The organism is Streptomyces sp. NPDC001604 (assembly GCF_042893475.1).
Lineage (GTDB): Bacteria > Actinomycetota > Actinomycetes > Streptomycetales > Streptomycetaceae > Streptomyces.
Map to the genome: position 1 here is coordinate 160,452 of NZ_JBIAUY010000013.1, position 20,199 is coordinate 180,650.

The 20,199-nt window shown below is 68.0% G+C and carries 14 protein-coding genes and 3 pseudogenes; 10 read left to right on the forward strand and 7 right to left on the reverse strand.

Going from position 1 to position 20,199, the window contains the following annotated elements; translation table 11 throughout:
* Window positions 1-361 precede the first annotated feature (361 nt).
* Window positions 362-1,303, forward strand: coding sequence for a ScbA/BarX family gamma-butyrolactone biosynthesis protein (locus ACFY1E_RS30675; protein ID WP_389081412.1), 942 nt, complete (start codon window positions 362-364; stop codon window positions 1,301-1,303).
* A 155-nt stretch (window positions 1,304-1,458) separates the two neighbouring features.
* On the opposite strand, the pseudogene ACFY1E_RS30680 reads toward ACFY1E_RS30675, so the two are convergent.
* Window positions 1,459-1,644 (reverse strand): annotated as a pseudogene (locus tag ACFY1E_RS30680) (ATP cone domain-containing protein); the annotation flags it as partial.
* Between ACFY1E_RS30680 and ACFY1E_RS30685 the strand changes: the two are divergent.
* Window positions 1,635-2,180, forward strand: a pseudogene (locus ACFY1E_RS30685) (ATP-binding protein); the annotation flags it as partial. The pseudogenes ACFY1E_RS30680 and ACFY1E_RS30685 sit on opposite strands and share 10 nt — an antisense overlap.
* 28 nt (window positions 2,181-2,208) lie before the next feature.
* Here ACFY1E_RS30685 and ACFY1E_RS30690 read toward each other — a convergent pair.
* From ACFY1E_RS30690 to ACFY1E_RS30700, 3 genes are all read right to left on the reverse strand, one after another.
* Entirely contained in the window at window positions 2,209-2,709 is a 501-nt protein-coding gene (locus ACFY1E_RS30690) for a GNAT family N-acetyltransferase (protein ID WP_389081414.1), read from the reverse strand.
* A gap of 83 nt (window positions 2,710-2,792) precedes the next feature.
* Window positions 2,793-3,955 (reverse strand): IS3 family transposase gene (locus ACFY1E_RS30695; protein ID WP_389081417.1). Its coding sequence is split into 2 segments (ribosomal slippage): window positions 2,793-3,668 and window positions 3,671-3,955, totalling 1,161 coding nucleotides; the frame shifts between segments, so codons are not numbered across the junction.
* A 109-nt stretch (window positions 3,956-4,064) separates the two neighbouring features.
* Complete coding sequence (locus ACFY1E_RS30700; RefSeq protein WP_389081419.1) at window positions 4,065-7,706, reverse strand: CHAT domain-containing protein; 3,642 nt, start codon at window positions 7,704-7,706, stop codon at window positions 4,065-4,067.
* 567 nt (window positions 7,707-8,273) lie between these two features.
* Between ACFY1E_RS30700 and ACFY1E_RS30705 the strand changes: the two genes are divergently transcribed.
* Complete coding sequence (locus ACFY1E_RS30705; protein ID WP_389081422.1) at window positions 8,274-9,224, forward strand: hypothetical protein; 951 nt, start codon at window positions 8,274-8,276, stop codon at window positions 9,222-9,224.
* 140 nt (window positions 9,225-9,364) lie between these two features.
* Here ACFY1E_RS30705 and ACFY1E_RS30710 read toward each other — a convergent pair whose 3' ends face one another.
* The 3 genes and pseudogenes from ACFY1E_RS30710 to ACFY1E_RS30720 all read right to left on the reverse strand — a co-directional run bounded on the left by ACFY1E_RS30710 (window position 9,365) and on the right by ACFY1E_RS30720 (window position 14,902).
* On the reverse strand, window positions 9,365-9,880 hold the full coding sequence (locus tag ACFY1E_RS30710; RefSeq protein WP_389081424.1) for a DUF6262 family protein: 516 nt from the start codon (window positions 9,878-9,880) through the stop codon (window positions 9,365-9,367).
* A 166-nt stretch (window positions 9,881-10,046) separates the two neighbouring features.
* Window positions 10,047-10,583: pseudogene (locus ACFY1E_RS30715) on the reverse strand (RNA-guided endonuclease TnpB family protein); the annotation flags it as partial.
* Window positions 10,584-11,011: 428 nt separating this feature from the next.
* Window positions 11,012-14,902: a helix-turn-helix domain-containing protein gene (locus ACFY1E_RS30720; protein ID WP_389081427.1), complete on the reverse strand. Its 3,891-nt coding sequence runs from the start codon at window positions 14,900-14,902 to the stop codon at window positions 11,012-11,014.
* Between the two features lie 247 nt (window positions 14,903-15,149).
* Here ACFY1E_RS30720 and ACFY1E_RS30725 point away from each other — a divergent pair, with 247 nt between their 5' ends.
* The 7 genes from ACFY1E_RS30725 (at window position 15,150) to ACFY1E_RS30755 (ending at window position 20,132) form a co-directional block, all read left to right on the forward strand.
* The gene (locus tag ACFY1E_RS30725) at window positions 15,150-15,296 is read left to right on the forward strand and encodes a hypothetical protein (RefSeq protein WP_389081429.1); all 147 of its coding nucleotides are present in this window, start codon (window positions 15,150-15,152) and stop codon (window positions 15,294-15,296) included.
* An 8-nt stretch (window positions 15,297-15,304) separates the two neighbouring features.
* Complete coding sequence (locus tag ACFY1E_RS30730) at window positions 15,305-16,306, forward strand: peptidoglycan-binding protein (RefSeq protein ID WP_389081432.1); 1,002 nt, start codon at window positions 15,305-15,307, stop codon at window positions 16,304-16,306.
* 43 nt (window positions 16,307-16,349) lie between these two features.
* Window positions 16,350-16,754 carry a hypothetical protein gene (locus ACFY1E_RS30735; protein WP_389081434.1) on the forward strand — a complete coding sequence of 135 codons (405 nt, stop codon included), beginning with the start codon at window positions 16,350-16,352 and terminating at the stop codon, window positions 16,752-16,754.
* A gap of 85 nt (window positions 16,755-16,839) precedes the next feature.
* Window positions 16,840-17,781 (forward strand): hypothetical protein, encoded by a 942-nt coding sequence (locus ACFY1E_RS30740; protein WP_389081437.1) that lies wholly within the window; start codon window positions 16,840-16,842, stop codon window positions 17,779-17,781.
* 7 nt (window positions 17,782-17,788) lie between these two features.
* Complete coding sequence (locus ACFY1E_RS30745) at window positions 17,789-18,343, forward strand: SigE family RNA polymerase sigma factor (RefSeq protein ID WP_389081650.1); 555 nt, start codon at window positions 17,789-17,791, stop codon at window positions 18,341-18,343.
* A gap of 83 nt (window positions 18,344-18,426) precedes the next feature.
* Window positions 18,427-18,831 carry a hypothetical protein gene (locus ACFY1E_RS30750; protein WP_389081439.1) on the forward strand — a complete coding sequence of 135 codons (405 nt, stop codon included), beginning with the start codon at window positions 18,427-18,429 and terminating at the stop codon, window positions 18,829-18,831.
* On the forward strand, window positions 18,828-20,132 hold the full coding sequence (locus ACFY1E_RS30755) for a caspase domain-containing protein (protein ID WP_389081442.1): 1,305 nt from the start codon (window positions 18,828-18,830) through the stop codon (window positions 20,130-20,132). Before ACFY1E_RS30750 ends, ACFY1E_RS30755 begins: the two co-directional genes overlap by 4 nt.
* Window positions 20,133-20,199 lie beyond the last annotated feature (67 nt).

Consider the following 20,199-nt stretch of genomic DNA (forward strand, 5'->3'; position numbering starts at 1 on the left):
GTCGGCTTCCCCCCTGAAGGCCGTGCAGACGGTACGGAAATCGAAAACAAACACCGCACACGACCAGCGCGCGACCAGCATGCGACGGCGTGCGGTGGAGGAGATAGTGCCACGGAAGAACCCGCCGCACGCCCCAATTCCTAAGAAACAAACGGCAGTCAGCTTCAGAACAACGGATCGTCCCCGCCGAAGCCCCGCATCTCAGCCCCCCGCTTCCGGAACCACGGAATCCGAACGCTTGACCGTTCCTTTGCCCTGGTTCCGATTGAGAATAAAACCGGTAGGTCCGTATCTTACATGACGGCTTCCCCGACTTCCCCGACTTCCCGCCCCTGCCCGCCACTTGCTCCGGGAGACGCAGATGCAACCGGCACCGCCAAAGCCCCACGAACCGGCCCCCGCTCTGCCCCGCCTGACCACCACCGTCCCCCGGGAGTACGTCCACCGGGCCTGCCTGGCCGAGGTCTTCCTCACCGGCTGCACCCAGCAGAGCGAGACCCGCTTCGCCCTCTCCGGCCAGTGGCCCCGCGCCCACACCTTCTTCCAGTCCGCCGACGGCACCGCACACGACCCGCTGCTGACAGCAGAGACGTTTCGCCAGGCCGGACTCTTCCTCGCCCACGCCGAACTCGGCGTCCCCCTCGGCCACCACTTCGTCATGTGGGAACTCGCCTTCACCACCAACCCCGACCGCCTGCACATCGGCCCCCGCCCCACCGACATCGAACTGACCGCCACCTGCACCGACATCACCCGCCGCGCCGGGCGGGCCACCGGCTTCCGCATGGAACTGTCCATACGGCGCGACGGCCAGGCGATCGCCGCCGGCGGCGGCCGCTTCACCGTCATCGCACCCGCCGTCTACCACCGCCTGCGCGGCACCCACCCCACCACAGACACCCACACCCCGCCCGGCATCCCCCGCCAGACGATGCCGCCGACCGCCGTCGGACGGGCCCGCAACACCGACGTGGTCCTCTCCCCCACAAACACACCCCACCGCTGGCTGCTCACCCCCGACCCCACCCACCCCGTCCTGTTCGACCACACCGGCGACCACCACCCCGGCATGGTCCTCCTCGAAGCCACACGACAGGCCGCATGCGCCCTCGTCGCCCCCATGACCGTCACCCCCTCCGCCATCACCACCGTCTTCCACCGCTACGCCGAACTCGACCAGCCCTGCCACATCGAAGCCACCCTCGCCCCACCCCAGGAACACCACCACGTGACCGTGAACGTGACCGGACACCAAAACGACACACTCGTCTTCACCTCCCAACTCACCGGCCCCCTCCACTGACCACAAACCAGCACCCCACACCGCCCTGCCACACCCCCCAGGACGGCTCCCCAGCGGAGGGGCGGAGCACCCCAAGGACAGTGCGGGCACCTTCCGGACCGGCGGACGAAACCGACCCTGACAGGACCGGCCGGGGCCACGGCACAAACACCACGGACCCGCTGGCCGAGCTGGGCGAGTGCGTCCTCGGTGACAGGCCGTCCCTGGCATGCCTTGCGCACACCATTGATGACCTTGGTACGGCTGAAAGGCTCGGTGACTCCGGACCGCTTGACCACCATGAGCGAGCACGTCTCCACGGTCGTGAAACGACGGGAGCAGTCCGGACACTCGGGAGTTCGACTTCGACGCCAACCCCAGCATCGACCCCGCCGTGATCCACACCCTGGCCACCTGCGAGTGGGTGAGGAAGGCACAGCCCCTCTGCCTCATCGGTGACTCCGGCACCGGCAAGTCACACCTGCTGATCGCACTGGGCACCGAGGCGGCGATGGCCGGCTTCCGGGTGAAGTACATCCTGGCGACGAAGCTCGTGAACGAGCTTGTCGAGGCCGCGGACGAGAAGCAGCTGACCAAGACCATCGCCCGCTACGGGCGCGTCGATCTTTTGTGCATCGACGAGCTGGGCTACATGGAACTCGACCGTCACGGCGCCGAGTTGATGTTCCAGGTGTTGACAGAACGGGAGGAGAACAAGGCCATCGCGATCGCCTCCAACGAGTCCTTCGGCGGCTGGACCAGGACGTTCACCGATCCCAGGCTCTGCACCGCAATCGTCGACCGGCTCACCTTCAACGGCACGATCATCGAGACCGGCACCGACTCCTACCGCCTCGCCCACACCCGGAGCAAAGCCGGTCAGTCAGCAGCTACCTGACGTCTGCTAGTGGGCCTGGAAGTCCCCCTCACACCAGGGCTGATGGCCGGTTCAACGAGTACACCGTGACAGGGTTTCCCAACAGTTCGTCCTCACGAAGAGGGGTGAAACCGAGCCTCTCAGCCACCCGCACAGAGGCGGTATTACCCGGCCGGATCATGGCGGTGAAGTAGTCCGAGTCCAAGGCTGCGAACCCCCACTCCGTGCATGCGCGAGCCGCCTCGGTGGCATAGCCGCGACCCCATGCTTCGGCCTTCAGCGTCCACCCGAGTTCCACCTCTTCGAACACTTCCCAGAAGTTCAGGCCACACCGGCCGATGAACTCCCCGCTGGACTTCAGCTCGACCGCGCACAGCCCGTGACCGCGCTCAGCCCACTGGCGCTCGATCAACTCCAGCCGCTCCAGCGCCTGCTGGCGCGAGTAGGCGCCGACGAACTGGTTCACGCGTTCGTCCTCGTGGAGTGCCACGAACACGTCGACGTCCTCGACCCGCAGAGGCCGCAGCAAGAGCCGTTCAGTCTCGATCATTCGACCAAGCCTATCCACCCAGCCCTCGCGCGGTCAGCCAAGTGATCATAGGGGTCTGATGCAGGTTTGGGTGACAGGTGCGGTCACGCGGCGTGGAGGGCCGGTGTGGTCATGACGGTTTCGAATTCGATGGGGGTCAGCCGGCCGAGTGCGGCTTGTCGGCGGCGTCGGTGATAGGTCCGCTCGATCCAGGTCACGATCGCGATCCGCAGGTCTTCGCGGCTGGTCCAGCTCCGTCGGTCGAGGACGTTCTTCTGCAGCAGGCTGAAGAAGGACTCCATGGCCGCGTTGTCGCCGGCAGCTCCGACTCTCCCTATCGAGCCGGCCATCCGGTGGCGGTCCAGCGCACGGACGAATGTCCGTGACCGGAACTGCGAGCCGCGATCGCTGTGCAGGATGCATCCGTCGACGTGTTCGCGCCGGGCCACGGCGTTTTCCAGGGCGGTCACGGCCAAGCGGGACTTCATCCTTGCGTCGATGGAGTAGCCGACGATCCTGTTACTGAAGACATCCTTGATCGCGCAGAGGTACAACTTCCCCTCACTGGTGGCATGTTCGGTGATGTCGGCAAGCCACAGCCGGTTCGGGGATGTCGCGGTGAAGTCACGGCTGACGAGGTCGTCGTGCACCGGCGGGCCGGCCTTCTTGCCCCGGCCGCGTCTCTTCCCGAACACGCTCCACCAGCGGTTATCCCGGCAAATCCGCCATGCGGTCCGGTCCGCCATCACCGCCCCGACACCACGTGCTTCATCGGCCAGGAACCGGTAGCCGAACTCCGGGTCGTCGCGGTGGGCGTCGAACAGCGCATTCGCGCGATGCGCCTCCTCCAGCACGGCATCGGTCACCGGCTTGCCGAGCCAGCGGTAGTAGGGCTGTCTGGCGAGCTTCAACACCCGGCACGTCACCGTGACCGGCACCCCGTCCACGGCCAGCTCTTTCACGAGCGGGTAGATCCTTTTCCCGGCAGATGCGCCTGCGACAAATAGGCCGCGGCCCGGCGCAGGACCTCGTTCTCCTGCTCCAGCAGCTTGATCCGCCGACGCGCTTCCCGCAGTTCCGCGCTCTCCTGGCTGGACACCCCCGGCCTGGCCCCGTCATCGATGTCGGCCCGGCGCATCCATTTCCACAACGTCATCGGGTGGACTCCGAAGTCGGTGGCCACCTGCTCGACCGTCACACCCGGCCCGCGGTTCCTCGCGACCCGCACGACGTCCTGGCGGAACTCTTCCGGATAGGGCTTTGGCACAGCGACATCCTTCCCACCTGCCCCACAGGGCAAGCCAGTTCAGATGTCACCCGATCGTGCGGCAGACCCTCTGCCGAACCGGCACCTCTCACCGGCGAGGTCGTGGTGTTCACGCGCCGGCATGCAGGTGGGCGGCCCACAGCAGAGGAACTTGCCTGCGGTCGATGAGGCCTGGCAACAGGTCGTGGCCGTCGCGGACCTTGCGTACGGCATTGTGGAGAGCGTGGGCTGCCAGGTCAGGGTCCAAACCTGCGGAGTCGGTCTGTAGAGCGGCGTAGAACAGGTCGGCGATGGTGAAGGCGATGTCGTCGTTGATCTCCCACAGGGTGCCGATCACGTGGGGGAACCCGGTGAGCTGGAAGGCGGAGGTGAGGTGGATGGCCTCATCGAGCAGTTTGGCTGTGTCGATGACTGCGGTGCGGCAGGCGGACAGGTAGGCCAGTCTGGCCTGGCCGAGCATGACGGGGGCGAGGCTGGCGACGGTCAGCGGATCGTCCGCGTGGTCGTGGAGCAGCAGCTGGCTCTTCGAGGGGTCGGCGGGGTTGCTGGCACCGTGGCAGGCGAAGTGCGCGATCGCGCACTGCGGCAGGTGTTCCAGAACGTGGGCCTTCATCGGCAGGGACGGAGACGGATCGGCAGGTCCGTCAGCGGGGTCTGGCTCCTTCAGCAGCACAGGGTTGGGCAGGCGGGATTGGAGCATCGTGGCTTCGGCATCGACGAAGCGCAACCGGCCGTGGCCGGGCAGCCCGGGTGTGGTCGGCATGGCGACGATCAGATTCCGCGCCGCTGTGGGGGAATGGGCGCGCTCGCGCGCGTACCGTAGCGCGCGCACGCTGGGCGTGTAGGAGGAGATGACTCTGTCCATCACGGAACGCTGACGTGGGTCGTCAGGCGCATCGGTGTGGTAGCCCGCCGCATGTAGCGGCAGCAGACCCAGCAGTCCGCCCGGTGCCCACCACACCTGTGGCCATCGCTCCTCGCAGTCCTCGCTCTCTACTGCAGGCGCACCGTCGTATCCCAATTTTTCCAGCACGGGGCCGGTGGCTGCGTCCCATAGCCACTGAAGGATCTCCGTGAGCGCGGCCTGAGCGTTCTCCCGCTCGGACGAGTCAGCCCCGGACACCGCCAGATGCAGCGCCCGCCGGAAGGTGTTGATCTGGTCGATCACCGTGTTGGGGGTGAGGCGGGGCAGTTCCAGACTGGTGATGCCTTCGGTGGTGAGCAGCAGGGCATCGCTGCGGAGATCGCTGATGTTGAACACCACCACCGGGCCCTGGGATGCCTGCGTAAGCAGTTCGTCTGTGGTGGGTGGCAGGGCGAAGGAGGAAAAGCCGTCCAGGTTGCGGATCTCGGTCAGGAGGGCGGTGAACTCCTCCGCCAGCCGGTGCCGGTCCTGCACCAGGCGGTCCTGTTGCAGCTCCAGGACTTCGGCTTCGATGCTGGCTTCTGTGGCGGCCGTGGTACTCGTGGGCTCATCGAGCTTTTGACGCAGCTCGGCGAACCGGCGTGCCAGCCCGGGGTGGTGCTCACTCAGATCGGTCAGATCGCTTCGGGTTTCCAGCGCCTGACTGAGCAGCACCGCCCGGCCCGCCTCCAGCAGCCCCAAGGCCCGCTCCGCCCGGCTGGTAGCGGTTCCGCCAGGGGCGGCGAGCGCCAATGCAGCGGCCGTACCGGCAAGCCCGGCGACACCTCCGAGCGCATGCTGCTGATCCATGCGTTCCAGACGGCGTGGGGCCACTTGGGGCAGCAACCGCACTGCCGCCTCCGCTACTTCCGCTGCCCGCCCTAAATCACCGGACTGCGCAACCAGACGAGCCGCCGCCGCCCCAGCCTGAACACGGAGTGCGGGAGCCGCCGCGTCAACCTCTGACGCCTCAAGCCAACAAGACGCTGCCCTATCCAAGTCCTCTGGCGCCCCGGCCTGATCGAACCGGGTATGCAGGACGTCCCCCAGGTTCCACAGAAACTGCCCGCGTTCAGGGTGTTCGTCGGGAGTGGCGTCCACCGCCTCCCGAAGATGACCGACAGCGGCATCCACATCTTCCAGCGCGGCAGTCCGTATGAACCGCGCGCCCAGCGCGGCCGCAAGGTTCGACAGCATTCCAGGACGATCGGGGTGGTCGGCGAGTGTGGCTACCACCGCCTGGCGGTGGTAGCCGATCGCAGATTCCAGATCCTCCAGCGCAGCAGTCCGCCCAAACCGGATCTCCAACGTGCTTCCGAGGTTGGACAGCATCACCGGGCGGTTGGGATAGTCGGCGGGGGAGGTGTCCACGGCCTCCCGAAGATGACCGATAGCCGCATCCACATCCTCCACCACACCAGTCCGCTCGAACCTGGCTCCCAGCACGCCCCCGAGGCTGGACAGAATCAAAGGGCGGTTTGGATGGTCGGCCGAAATGGTGGCCACCGCCTGCCGAAGATGACCGATAGCCGCATCCACATCCCCCATCGCACCCGTCCGCCTAAACCGGCTACTCAGCGCGATGCCAAGGTTAGACAGCATCCTGTGGCGGTTGGGGTGGTCGGCGGAAGTGGCGTCCACCGCCTGGTGGTGGTAGCTGATCGCAGTGTCCAGATCCTCCAGCGAACCTGTCCGCTCAAACCGGACTCGCAGCGCACCCGCGAGACCAGACAGCCTCTCGATGCGGTTGGGGTGGTCGGCCGGAGTGGCGTCCACCGCCTGCCGAAGATGACGGATAGCCGCATCCACATCCTCCAGCGCACCAGTCCACCTAGACCGGCTGTTCAGCGCGTTCCCGAGGTTGTAGAGCCACAGCCCGTGGTTGGAGTGGTCGGCCGGAGTGGCGTCCACCGCCTGCCGTAGATGACGGATAGCCGCATCCACATCCTCCAGCGCACCAGTCCGCTCGAACCTGGACCTCAGCACGTTGCCGAGATTGGACAGCCTCATGGGGCGGTTGGGGTGGTCGGCCGGAGTGGCGTCCACCGCCTGCCGTAGATGACGGATAGCCGCATCCACATCCTCCAGCGCACCAGTCCGCTCGAACCTGGCTCCCAGTACGTTGCCAAGGTTGGACAGCATCCCAGGGCGGTTGGGGTGGTCGGCGGGGGCGGCGTCCACCGCCTGCCGTAGATGACCGATAGCCGCATCCACATCCTCCACCACACCAGTCCGCTCGAACCTGGCTCCCAGCCCGGCCCCTAGGCTGGACAGCATTCTGATGCGGTTGGGGTGGTCGGCGGGGGCGGCGTCCACCGCCTGCCGTAGATGACCGATAGCCGCATCCACATCCTCCACCACACCAGTCCGCTCGAACCTGAATCCCAGCACGGCCCCGAGGTTGGACAGCCTCTCGGGGCGGTCGGGGTGGTCGGCCGGGGTGACCTGCACGATGCGCTGCCAGAGATCTGCCGCGGCGGAGAGCTGGCCGAGGTCGGGCGAGAACTGCGCATACTGGCCCATCTGGACGGCAAGCGGGGCTACGGCATCAGCAAGAAGCGGCAGTAACGGCTCTGGCAGACCATCGATGCCGGCAGCGAAACACGGAGTGAACGCTTCAACGGCGGCCGTCAGAGCTGCTTGATCTGCACCTTCAGGTAGCGCGTAGTAGCGGTGTAAGTGGAACCAACCGAGTGTGAACTGGACTTCCAGATCACGCTCGTCGTGATTGTCGGCGAGTTCCTGCGCTTCTCGGAGAGCTTCGAGTTCAAGTATGGCGGACAGATCATGGGTCTCGCCGATCCACTGCAGTCGTGCCCACACTGCAGCCAGCCGTTCATCACGCACTGCACCCCCGACCACTCACGTAATGTGATGGTTGTAGCACAATCCGTTGAGTGATGGGGAGATGCTGGGATACGCTCCCATTGTCTGGGCGGTCTGGGCAGCGTGAGCAGTAGCGCTGACCGGACCAAGCCAGGGGGCTGGGGGAAATGCATGACTGATCTGGATGCGATGGTGCAGGACAGACTGGCGATCGTCTGTGCGAAAGCGGAGGACATTCGCAGGCGTCTGTGTCAGAGCCGGGCCGGAAACGACACCATTCTCGAGGAAGTGCTGACCGCAGCACGCAGCGGCGGGGAGATAGCTGGCCCGGTAAATGTGCTGCACGCCGCACTGCAGGCTCTCGGCGACGTCCAGGGCCTGTACGCATACAGCGACAACGGGGGTACAGCAGATCGCAGTGGAGTTCACCCCACGGGCGTTGATCGGGAGCGCTCGCCTGAGCCTGTGTACCTGTGCCCGGCCGGGCGGTGCACACGCTTTTGGTGGCCCCAGGGACTTGTCCCCGTGCCCTGCTGCGCGATCAATGGGGATGCTCTGCGCCGGGACCAGTTGTAGCAGATGGGGGGCATGCTGGCGGAACTCGGCAAGAAGCTCGCTGAACGATGGCTGTCCCTACTGGTCCTGCCCGGAGCTCTCTACCTGGCCGTAGTCGCTGCTGCCCGCACCCTTGGCCATAGCCACCCCTTCGACCTTCACCGGCTCACCGGCCAGATCACCGAGTGGGCCAACGCCCCTGCCGCTGGGAGCGCCGGAGGCCAAGTGATTCTGCTGGCCTCGGTGCTGGGGGGCGCCGCCGCGGCGGGAGTGGTCGCGCAAGCTCTCGGTTCCCTGGCCGAACAGCTTCACCTCGCCGCTGACTGGCACACCTGGCCTGTCGGGGCCCGCAACCTGGCAGGCCGAGCCACCGCATGGCGGCAAACCCACTGGGTGACGGCCGCCGAAGCCTGGCACCGCCACCGAGACGAAGCAGCCCTCGCCCGTGCCCGAGGCGCACAGGTCGACCCCGCGGCACGGCGAGCCGCCCGTGCGGCGATGATCCGCATCTCCCCCGAGTGCCCCGAACGCCCCACCTGGAGCGGCGACCGCATCCAGGCCGTAGCCGTACGCCTGGAGCGCGACTGCCACCTCGACCTGGCTGCCCTGTGGCCGCACCTATGGCTGATCCTGCCCGACACCGTGCGCACTGAGATCACCGCCGCCCGCCAGGCCCTCGCCCGGGCCACGACCCTAACCGCCTGGGCCCTGCTCTACCTCCCCCTTGCCGCGTGGTGGTGGCCCGCCGCCGCCGTCGCGGCAGTCCTCGCTGTCACCAGCTGGCGCCGCACCCGCTCTGCCGCCGACATCTACGCCACCTTGCTGGAGGCCGCCGCCCGCCTCCACGCCCGCGACCTCGCCAGCCGCCTCGGTCTGGACCCCGCCGGCCCCTTCACCCGTGAATCCGGCGGCGCCCTTATACACCACCTGTCCCCCAGCCCTCCTCCGCAGCCACCAGATGACACCCGTGTCATCGGCACCTGAAAACCGGCCTGTTCGTCCTGTGCCGCCAGGAAGGCGGCAGGATCTTCGGTGGAACCACGACGGACAGGAGGCGACCGGCCGAGCAGATCGACCGCTAAAGGTGACGGGCGTGAACAGATGTCGGGGCTGCGCAGATGGCGTCAGCGGGCGTGGTTCAGTGCCCGGGTCAGTTCCCGGTTGGCCGCTCGCGCGGCATCGAGTTCCTCGGTCCGCTCATCGAGCAGGCCCCTGATGTCGGCCAGGTCTTGTTCGAGCATCGTGATGCGGCGTTGAAGCTGGTCGATGTCGGGTGACGCACCGAGGCCGGATTCCTGCCAGGCGGTTTCACCGAGGTTCTCCGAAAGACGCTTCTCCAGCTGCCGGACCCGGACTGCCATCCGTCTATTCCGCTCCAGTGCGTTGGTCAGGTCTGCCCGCAGCGAGGCCCGGCTGACGGCCGCGATCCGGCCTTCATCCGGTGGGGCGGCTGCGGCGGCGTGGACGCGTTCGAGGAGGTCGCGGTGCCGGTAGAGGTAGGTGCGGTCCACGCGTGCCGCGCGGGCCAGGCCGGAGACCGTGATGTCCTGGCCGCTTCGCAGCAGGGCATCGAGGGCCTTGAGGACACGTTCGCGGCGGCGGGCCGAGTCAGCCCGCCGCCCGTCGGTCATGTGGGTCATCCGGTTCTCTCCGGGCGAAGGTCAGGCAGGGGCTGGCGGATGCGCGGCATGCCCAGGGACACGCCGCGGCTGCGGCGGACCAGTGCGACTGCCTCACGGATCTGGGCCCGGTCCTCGTCGCTGCGCTCACCGCCACCGCCGCATTCGCGGGAAGCACTGCCTCGGCAGAGCCGATACTGTCGCGGTACACGCGCACGCTGGATGGGGCTTGGGGAAGCTCGCGCGACCACACCACGGTCACGACGATCCCGCCCGCCAAGTGCAGCCTGCCGTCCTTGAGGCGGAAACCGCGCTGAGTGTAGTTGAGGCTCGGGTCGGCCTCGCACTTCTTCTTCCAGCGGGGCATCCCCGCCCGCTGCTGCATCGGCAGCCGGGCCTTGATGTCCTTCAACGCCTTCGCCCTGGACTTCGCGAAGTCGCGTATCACCTGCTGCTGCGGAACCGAGGCACCTTCCGAAAGCCACGGCGTGCGCTTGCGGGCCTCGGTCAGCCTCTTGTCCAGTTGGGCCGGACCACACGTCAGGCTCTCGCCGGTCGCCTTGTTGTGCAGGTACAGGGCCTTCGACTTCGCGGCACATTCGTTCCAAATCCACCGGCATCGGTCCCACTCCGCTTCCAGAGCACGCCGGGCAGTTGCCGACAGGCGCACACGGAAGGTGTATCGGGCATGCCCGACCCCCTCCGCTTGCGCTGATGTCGCCATGAGCCTGAACCTACCTGGGCGGACCGACAGTTGAGATCTCTTGATCAAGGTGGGCTTGCCCACCCCGCCGTGTCGTGACAGTGGGGCGACTCACGGGATTCGGTCCGGTCCGGCTGGCCACTCACGCGGGTCTGGCCCGGTGGCCGGTCGAACGGTGCAGCTGAGGAAGCTCATCCCCGCTCCGGCCCTGGACTCGGGCTTGGTGGGCGGACGAGCAGGTCGAGGACGTCAAGGCGCGCCGCGTCCAGATTCGTCGAGGTGCTCGGCACGCACCCTGGGTACGGCGCGAGCCGCGGCGCGCAGTTGATGGCCGTGACAGCATCTGAATGCCGATCTGACACCCGGCTCGGGTACTTGACCGACGGGTCAGTGTCCGATCGCGGCCTGCTGATCCTCGCGGGCCCACTCCGTATCTGCTGCCCTCCCGTTCAGCAGGAGGCGGCGTACGGTACATCCGGGATGTATCTGTGCCAGTCGGCGCGCGACAGACCAGACCCGACGCGTCGACATACATCGGTGGCCATCCGCCGCGCGTCGACGCTGTATGTCAGCACCGGCATGTGCTGGGCGGAGACGTACAGGGTGCGATCGTCCTGGCTGAAGGCCAGCGCCATGACCCCGCCCCCGGGGGTGGAGAAGGCCGATCCGACCGGGCGCCGGGATGCGACGTCCCACAGGCGGACGGAACCATCCTGTGTTCCGACGGCAAGCGTTCCGCCGTCGTGTGAGAAGGCCATGGCCGACACGCCGATCGACGAGCCTGTGTCGTCGGCCGCGGCGTTGGCCGACTCGGGAGGGAACTCGGCCAGCCACTGCCGGGCGTGGCGGCCCCAGAGGGTCACCCAACCCGACTCGTCGCCTCCGGCCAGGTAGCCGCCGTCATGGCTGAAGGCCACGAGGGTGGGGGACCCTTGCATGAGCGCACGGTGGGTGACCGCCAGGGAGTGCAGATCGACCACGTCACCCTGGGTGGTTGCCAGGACACCGTCATCGTCCGTGACCGCCAGGCTTTCTCCCCAGACGCCGGGCAGCCGGCTGGATCTCGCCCTCCGGCGTACGTCCCACACCTCGGTGCGCTCCCCGGACAGCGACACCAGGAGGCTTCGGCCACCAGGCGCGAGTGCGATCGCGTCGATGGTCTCGATGTCATCTGCTGTGGGCGGGAACCGCAGTGTGGTCGGCCGGTTCGGATGGCTGGTGTCCAGCACCTTGACCCAGGGCGGTTCGTCGGACGCATCGTCCATAGTGGAATAGGCAAGAGTCCGGCTGTCCGAGGCGAACGACACGACGTCGGAGCACTGTGGCCCGTCCTCTCCCGTCGTGCAGGGCGCGGTGGGCAGGCGGTCGGTCAGCACCTTGCCGGTCGGTACGTCCACCAGCCGCATCCGGTGCCTGCCTCCGGCCTGCCGGGTCTGTGCGAGCAGGCGCCCGTCGGGGCTGAAGCCCGCGCTCACGGTGACGTCTTGCTGCCAGGCCCGATCAAGGGCGTGCCCCAGTGAGACCGTCCACACGGTTGTACTTGAACTGCCTGTGGCATAGCGGAGCACGCCTGCCTTGAGATCGAGCCGGATGGCTCCGAGGTCCTGGCCGTCGGCCCACGGGATCCGGAAGACCGGGGTCGTCGGAGCATCTGCCCGCCACAGCTGGATCTCGTTGTCGTCCGCTGTGGCGACGAACCGCCCGTCCTGACTGAACTCCGCGTCCGTCAGGCCGTGGTGCTTGATCTGGGGCAGTTCACGTCCCGCCGCCACATCCCAAGTGCGCAGGCCGTTGCCAGAGGCGACGGCCACCTTGCGGCTGTCGGGTGTGAAGGTGATGATGCCCATGCGGCATCCGCCCTTGCGGAACGCCGTCTTCCAGGCGCCCGGCACCTGACGGTGCCTTGCCACGTCCCACACTTCGAGCTGCTTGTCGGTGCATACGGCGGTGAGGCGGTCGTCAGGACTGACGGCGTTCAGGCCGGGTGTGGAGGACTCGACCATTGCGGCCGGCCAGGCGGTCACGGCATCGCTCACACCACCACCGGAGCCCGCGCTGTGCTTGAACACCACGCGCCGGTGCCGCAGGTCCCACAGCCGCGCCGCGGATCTTGTCCCGCCGTCCAGCGCGGAAGCCGCCAGCGTATGTCCGCTGGGACCGAACCAGACCGTGTTCTCGCCGTGCCCGGGCAGTTGTCCGGTCTTCTTGCCGGTGGCCAGGTCCCAGAACTGGATGCCGGATCCAGCGGACGCGAACGCCAGGATACGGCCGTCCGGGGAGACGTCCGGCAATGAGGAGGTGTCGGCCACGCCCGGAATGCTGAACGCCGAGAGTTTCCGATGGCTGCGCACGTCCCACCGAGTGACCCGCTCCCCGGAGACGGAGACCGCGGTCCGGCCGTCGCGGTCGAGGAACGCCTCGGGACCGTATGCCTGGTCGGGTATTCGGAACGCGTCCTGTTCCTTCTGCGCCATCGAACCCATCAGCGCCGACCGGGTCTCCGGCAGTTCGGCGATCTTCCACGCCGCAAGACTGAGTCGCATCGCGATGGCAGGCTGGGAGGAACGCAGGCTTTCCGCGACGGCCGCGATTCGGCGGGCCTCGTCCTGGAGGCGCTGCCGCTCACCGGCCCGGTTCTGCTGCCAGGCGACCAGGCCGGCCATCAGCGCCAGGACGACCAGGCACGACAGGGCCACCACGAACGTACGCAGCCGCCTTGCGGAACGCGCTGCCGACTGCCGCTCCCGGTCGCGGGCCGCGAGGCCGGCGGACAGGAACGACTGTTCCAGTGGAGTGAGGTGAGCGTGCTGCTCTGGTGCCGCGAACGCCTCCTGGGCGATGGCCAGCCGATTGCCTCGGTAGAGGGCGCCTGGGTCGCGGTCGAGGTCCTGCCAGGCTCGTGCGGCCTCGGTCAGCTGGCGGTGGGTTCGTATGCGGTCGCGTTCGGCGTCGATCCATCCGCTCAGCCTGGGCCACGCGCTGATCAAGGTCTCGTGGGCGAGGTCCACCGCGCCGTCGTCGAGGATGATCAGCCGGGCGCGCGCCCATCGTTCCAGTACCACGTCTGCATCGGCTCGAGCGGTGTCCGGGGCGCTGCTGACGAGTTCGCCGCGATCGGTGGGCCGTCGGGTGTCGGGCGTGCCGTCTCCAGGGGTGATCAGCCGCAGCAACATGTGCCGGGCAAGGTCGGCCTGCGCGGGGGTGAGCCTGCCGAAAGTGTCTTCGGCCGTGCGGGCGATGGCGCCCTGCAGACCGCCCGCCGCTTCGTACGCCGCTTCGGTGAGGGCACGGCCATTGCGGCGGTACCAAGTCTCCAGGAGAGCGTGGGACAACAGCGGCAGCGCACCGGGTTCACCAGAGACCTCCTCGATCAGCCGCGTCGTCAAAGAGCGTTCGACGATCATCCCCGCGGCCTGGGCAGGCTTGGTGATGGCCTCGCGTAACTCGTCGCGGCTCATGGGGCCGGCCAGCACAGTCGCATCCTGTAACGCGGCGGTCAGGGCGGGGTGTTCGGCGCAGCGGCCGAGGAAGTCCGCCCGGACGGCGATGACGACGCGCAGTCCGCTCCCAGGATTGGTGGCGGTCAGGAGCTGGTCGATGAACTGGTCGCGCTCGACCGGATCGTGGCACAGGGTGTAGAGCTCTTCGAACTGGTCCACGATCAGCCACGTGTCCCCGTCGCCGTCCTTCGGGGTCAGCCGCTGCTCGTGGGTGCGCAGGGGGTGCTCGCCGGGGGTGAGGACGCGTAGCGCGGCCGGCTGTGGGCCAGCCTGGTCCGGGGTGCGGAGGCGGGGGATGAGGCCGGCGCGCAGGAGAGAGGACTTGCCGCTGCCCGAGGGGCCGAACACGGCGGTGAACCGGCGGGAACGGGTCAGCTGGGCCAGGCGGTCGGTGAGCTCGCCGCGGCCGAAGAACAGATCGGCGTCGCCCGGCTCGAAGCGGGCCAGCCCCCGGTACGGAGGCTCGACGTCCTCATCCTCGGTTCGGGGTTCCGCCGCTACTTCGGCGGCCGCCTGCCGCCAACGCTCCTCCCACTCCTCCGGATCACCGCCGCACGCCCTCACGTAGGCCAGCACGACAGGCAAGGTCGGCAGCCGCTCGCCACCAGCAGCCTGCGACAGGGTGCTTGTCCCCTGCCCCGCGCGCTGCGCCATCACCCGGTAGGTCGGGCTCCCGGCCTCCGCCCGGAGTTTGCGTAACTCGGCCGCGAACCGCGCCACCGGCCCGGCGCTGGGATCGAGTGGACTCTCCGGACGTCCCGCCATCGACAGCTCACCCCTCCAGCCGCCCGCTTCCCCCGTGGACGCGGCGTTGAGGCCGGACAAGGTACGCAACCTCACGGAAGAAGCGCAATCCGAAGGTGTCTCCTTTGGCCATCGCCGAAACACCGTGCCCGTGACCTGCAGCGAGTCCATTGTTCAGGGCGACGAAACCGGCTGCCCATTCAATTCCCGGCCCGCTGAACTCGGTGATGCAAAGCGGTCGCCCCGGCCCAGCGTCAGTTGTCGGACGGCTCAACGGAATCCGGCACAACGTCGTGTCCAGGCGGCCCACCACTCGAATGAAGCAATGAAGGAGCAAGTGTTCATGAGCGAGAGCGAACAGACGCCGCCGTACCCGCAGGGTGGCGCGGGGGTCTTCGACGTCGACCCCGACCAGACCGGCGTCAGCCAGGACCCCGCCCACGAAGTCGCCTCCGACCTCGACGCACTCCCCGACGACCTGGAGCTCTGAGATCTACCATGGGAACCGCGAACGGAATGATCGCCGCCGCCCGCAAGCTGCTGGGCACCACCGAGCACCCTCCGGGCTCGAACCACAACCTCATCACCTCGTGGTACGGGTTCTCCGGCCCGTGGTGCGACATGTCCATCAGCTACGAGGCCGCCCACTCCGACAACCTCAAGGCCGTGATGGGCAAGTTCGCCCTCACCACCGCGCATGCCCGCGCCTTTCAGAGCCACGGCCGCTGGCACTACGGTCTGGGCGGTATCCGCCCCGGCGACGTCGTCTTCTTCGACTTCTCCGGCGGCCGCTCCATCAGCGGCATCGACCACGTCGGCCTGGTGGAGGCCGTCCACTCCAACGGCACCATCACCACCCTGGAGGGCAACACCTCCGACGCCTTCCGCCGCCGGGTCCGCGGCCGCGCCTGCGTGGTCGGCTACGGCCGCCCCGCCTACGACGGCGCGGCCCCCATGCCGAGCCACGACGGCATCCTGCGCAAAGGCTCCACCGGCAAGGCCGTCAAGACCCTGCAGCAGAACCTGAACACCGTGCAGAAGGCCGGCCTCACCATCGACGGCCAGTTCGGTGCCGCCACCGACAAGGCGCTCCGGACCTTCCAGTCGAAGCACAAGCTGACCGTGGACGGCGAGTACGGCCCGCACACCGCCGCCGTGATGAAGGCCGCCCTCGCCGGGCGCAGCGGCGTCATCAAGCCCAAGGCTCTCGTCGCCGCCCCCGCACCGCTCGCTGTGGACGGCGAGTTCGGGCCCGCCACCTGCGCCGCCCTGCAGCGCACCCTCAACACCAAGACGGGGGCCGGGCTGGACGTGGACGGCGCCTTCGGGCCGCTGACCGTCAAGGCCCTGCAGACCTACCTGCAGGTCACCGCCGACGGCATCACTGGACCCGACACCGTCACCGCCCTCAACAAGCACCTCGGCCTCACGCCTCAGGACACCTGGGACACCGCCACCACCGCCCAGCTCCAGAAGGCCCTCAACGCCAGCACCTTCTGACCGAGACCAGACGGCACCACATCCATCAACCCAGGGAGATCCCATGCGCCTTGCCAGGCACGCCGCCATCGCGGTCACCACAGTCATGCTCAGTTGGGGCGTCATCGCCGCAGCTCCCGCGCCCGCCGTCCAGGGCCCGGTCAGCAGCCTCTCCGCGTCCTCTTGCAATGGGCCGCTGCACACCTACCGCGACGCCGGCTACCGGGGTGGCTGGAAGAAGTTCTGCTCCTCCGACAAGGACCTGTCCAACAACAAGTTCGACAACGGGACAAAGGTGGACGAGCAGATCACGTCGGTGAACAACACCGGCGGCTGCTACTGGAGCCTGTTCCGCAAGAAGAACTTCCACGGCGTGAGCACGCGCTCCTACCCGCACACCAAGGACTCGAACCTGAGCAACGACGCGGTCGGAAACGACGCGGCCCGCTCGCTTCGGCAGGAGTGCTGAGCCCCCGCACCTGTGCGACCCGCGGTTGCCCCGCCGTCACGTGCGGCGGGGCAACCGCTCTCTTCAACGCCCCAGGAGGCCAGCCATGCGTCACCGCCGCATCGCCGCTCTCGCCGCCGTACTTGCTGCCGCCGTTCTCGCGCTGGCCTGCTTGCATCAGCTCCCCACCGTGTCCGGCAGCCGCCGCCCGCTTTCCCCGGCCGTGCCCGCAGCCGACCAGGAGGCGAAATCCCTGCTCCTCCCCGTCGACGACTACACCCTCGACACACCGCAGACGACATTGATCCTGTCCGCGGAGGACCAGCTCACCGCCGCGTGCATGGCACGCCTGCACCTGAAGTGGCCCCAACTGACACGCCACCCATCGCCGTTCACCCCGAACAGACTGCGGTACGGCCCCATCGAATCCCAAGTCGCCGAGCGATACGGATATCACGAGCTTCCCGACCCCGACCTGTCCCGGCGCGAGCAACAGAGCGCCGAACGCGACGCCGGGCTCAGCCGCCGCCAACGAGCCGCCGCTTACGGCACCCCGCACCGGCCGGGTTGCCGTTCCCAGGCTCACACCCGTCTGCTGGCACAGGTGCCGGACGCCCCCTGGGACCTGCTCAACCAGATCACCACCACCAGCTACGACCTCGCACGCCAGTCGCCCGCAGTCACCACCGCCGGCCGTCGCTGGAGCACCTGCATGCGCCAGCGTGGTTTCCACTACGCCGACCCGGCAACCGCAGCCGACGATCCCCGCTGGAACACCAGGTTTGCGAGCCGTGCCGAAATCGCCACCGCCCAGGCCGACGTCGCGTGCAAACAGCTCACCGGCCTGGTCCGGACCTGGTGGCGGACCGAGACCGCGCTGCAGAACGAAGCCATTGCCCGGCACGCCCGCCAGTTCCGCGCCATCGCCGCCGCCCGCAACCAGTACCTGACCCGAGCCAGGCAAGTCCTCACCATCACGTCGACAGCTGAGACAGCCGCGCTCTTGCGAGACCCGGCTCTCCCTTCCACTCACGACGGAGCCAACTAGGATGAACATGTACAAGAACCCCGGTGACGTACTCGACTTCGAGGAGTACGTCCGTACGCGGCAGGACGCTCTGCTGCGCAGCGCCCGACGCCTGGTCGGCGACCCCCTCGACGCTCAGGACCTGCTACAGATCGCGCTCGCACGAACGTACCTCCGATGGGGACGCATAGCGGACAAGCGACTCGCAGACGCCTACCTGCGCCGCGTCATGATCAATACCCGGACGGAGTGGCGGCGGGCCAGGAAGCTGGAAGAGCTCCCTGTCGGGCAGTTGCCGGACGCGTCCGTCGAGGACTCCACCGGGCAGCACGCCGACCGCGACCTGCTCATCGGCATCATGAAAACGCTGACGCCCCAGCAGCGCAGCGTCGTCGTGCTGCGGCATTGGGAGCAGATGTCCACCGACGAGACGGCTTCCGCCCTCGGCATGGCGCCCGGAACGGTCAAGAGCACTCTGTACCGTTCCCTCGCCCGGCTCCGCGAGGAGTTGCAGCGCCGCGACCCCGCTTCAGCGGCACCCGCCGGTCATGGATGCCCAGCAGCCGGCCGCCAGCCGCAATGATCCGCGGGACGCACCGCGTCCCCGCCGCCAACGGATGTGAGACGTCTGAGATGTTCAGCCGCTGTTGTTGGCACGATGGTCACATGGAGAAATGCGAGGACAGCCAAACCCCGTCTGCAGGCTGCACCTTGAGGGTGCAGGTATCGGCCGAGCCGGGTGTGGAGACAGAGACGCATCTGGTGTCGCTTCGGGATTGGCTGGCCGCGGAAGAAGCGCTGCGCGGCCGGGTGGAACTGCTGGCCCGGACGCCGCAGCCGGGGCAGATGGGGGCCGCGCTGGACGTGCTGGCGGTGGCACTGGGCTCCGGCGGAGCCGGAGCTGTGCTGGCCCGGTCCGTGTCGACCTGGCTGGTGCAACGCCGCGCGGACGTCACCGTGCACGTGAGCCGCAACGACGGGCGGGAGGTCACCGTGGAGGTCCGCCGGACCAGCGATCCGCAAGCGGTGATCGGTGCGGTCGGGCAACTGCTGGAAGGCGGGCAGGAGTGAGGCAGAGCGCGCCGCGCTTCCCTGACGGTGCCGCTTCCCGGGCGGTCCTCATCGGGTGCAGCGACTTTGACGACATCGATCTGCCTGCGATCCCCGCAGTGAAGTCCAACCTCACCGACCTTCGCTCCGCGCTCACGCAGGACAACCACGGCATTCTGCCGCCGGAACACTGCCGGGTGCTGGCCGATCCGGCCGATCACCGCAGCGTCGGCATGGCACTCGCCCAAGCCGCACGCGAGGCCGAGGACCTCCTGCTCGTCTATTACACCGGCCACGGACTGCTGGACGAGGACGGGCTGCTCCACCTCGCCCTGTCCTCCACGGACCCCGCTCATGTCGGCTTCACCGGTGTCCCGGCCGACCTGGTCAAGCGCTACCTCGGCCGGGCCCGGGCACGCCTGCGGGTCCTGGTGCTGGACTGCTGCTTCTCCGGCCGCGCAGTGGCTGCCATGACCGAATCCGGCAGCCTGCTGTCGGCCCAACTCGACGTCAGCGGCACCTACACCCTCACCTCCACCACGGCCACCGCCCCCTCCCATGCGCCGCCCGGGCAGCGTCACACCGCCTTCACCGCCGCCCTGCTGGACGCGCTGAACCAGCCGCAGCCGCTCACCCTGGACGCCATCCACCAGCACATCGACACCGTGCTGCACGGGATGGGGCTGCCACGGCCGCAGCGGCGCTCCGTCAACGCCGCCGGAGACCTCGTCCTCGTCCGCGGCCCCGTCCAGCCGCACGCAGGGCCGCCGACCGGCAGCGACGGAGAGATCCGTTTCCGTGAGCCGCCGCCCGACCCGCCGACCAGGCGCGACACCATCAAGGCCAGCCTGCTGCTGACCGTCATCATTGCGGTGATGACGCTGTTCGGTGGATGGCGCGTGACCTTGATCTGGAGCGGCGTTGCAGCCCTCCTTCTCGGTCCGGTCCTCGTTGTGAATCTCCGCCGAAGAGATGTCCACTACGACCTCGTCGTGGACGGGGACGGATTGAGCACCAAGCACGGGACGCGTTCGGCTCACGTGCCGTGGAAGGACATCGAGTGCGTGGGCGTGCTGCGCAGGCCGGGGACCGTACTGGGCCCTAACGTGCTCATCGTGCGCCTGAAGGCCGACGCGCCGCGCCCGACAGGGTTCCACAAAAGGCTCAACCAACATCTCCCGGACCAGCGCTACGTCATCGCGGGAATGCTGGGTACCTACGGCGCCGACCCCATGCGCCTACGCTCGGCGATCGAACGCTTCGCCGGCGGTATCTACCGCACCGAGCAACAGCTACTGGAGATGGACCCACGGCTGCGTTAAACACGGCCTCGGTGCTCATGGGCTTGCTCCACCGTCAGCTGCCGATCCGTCCCATCGCAAAAGCCTC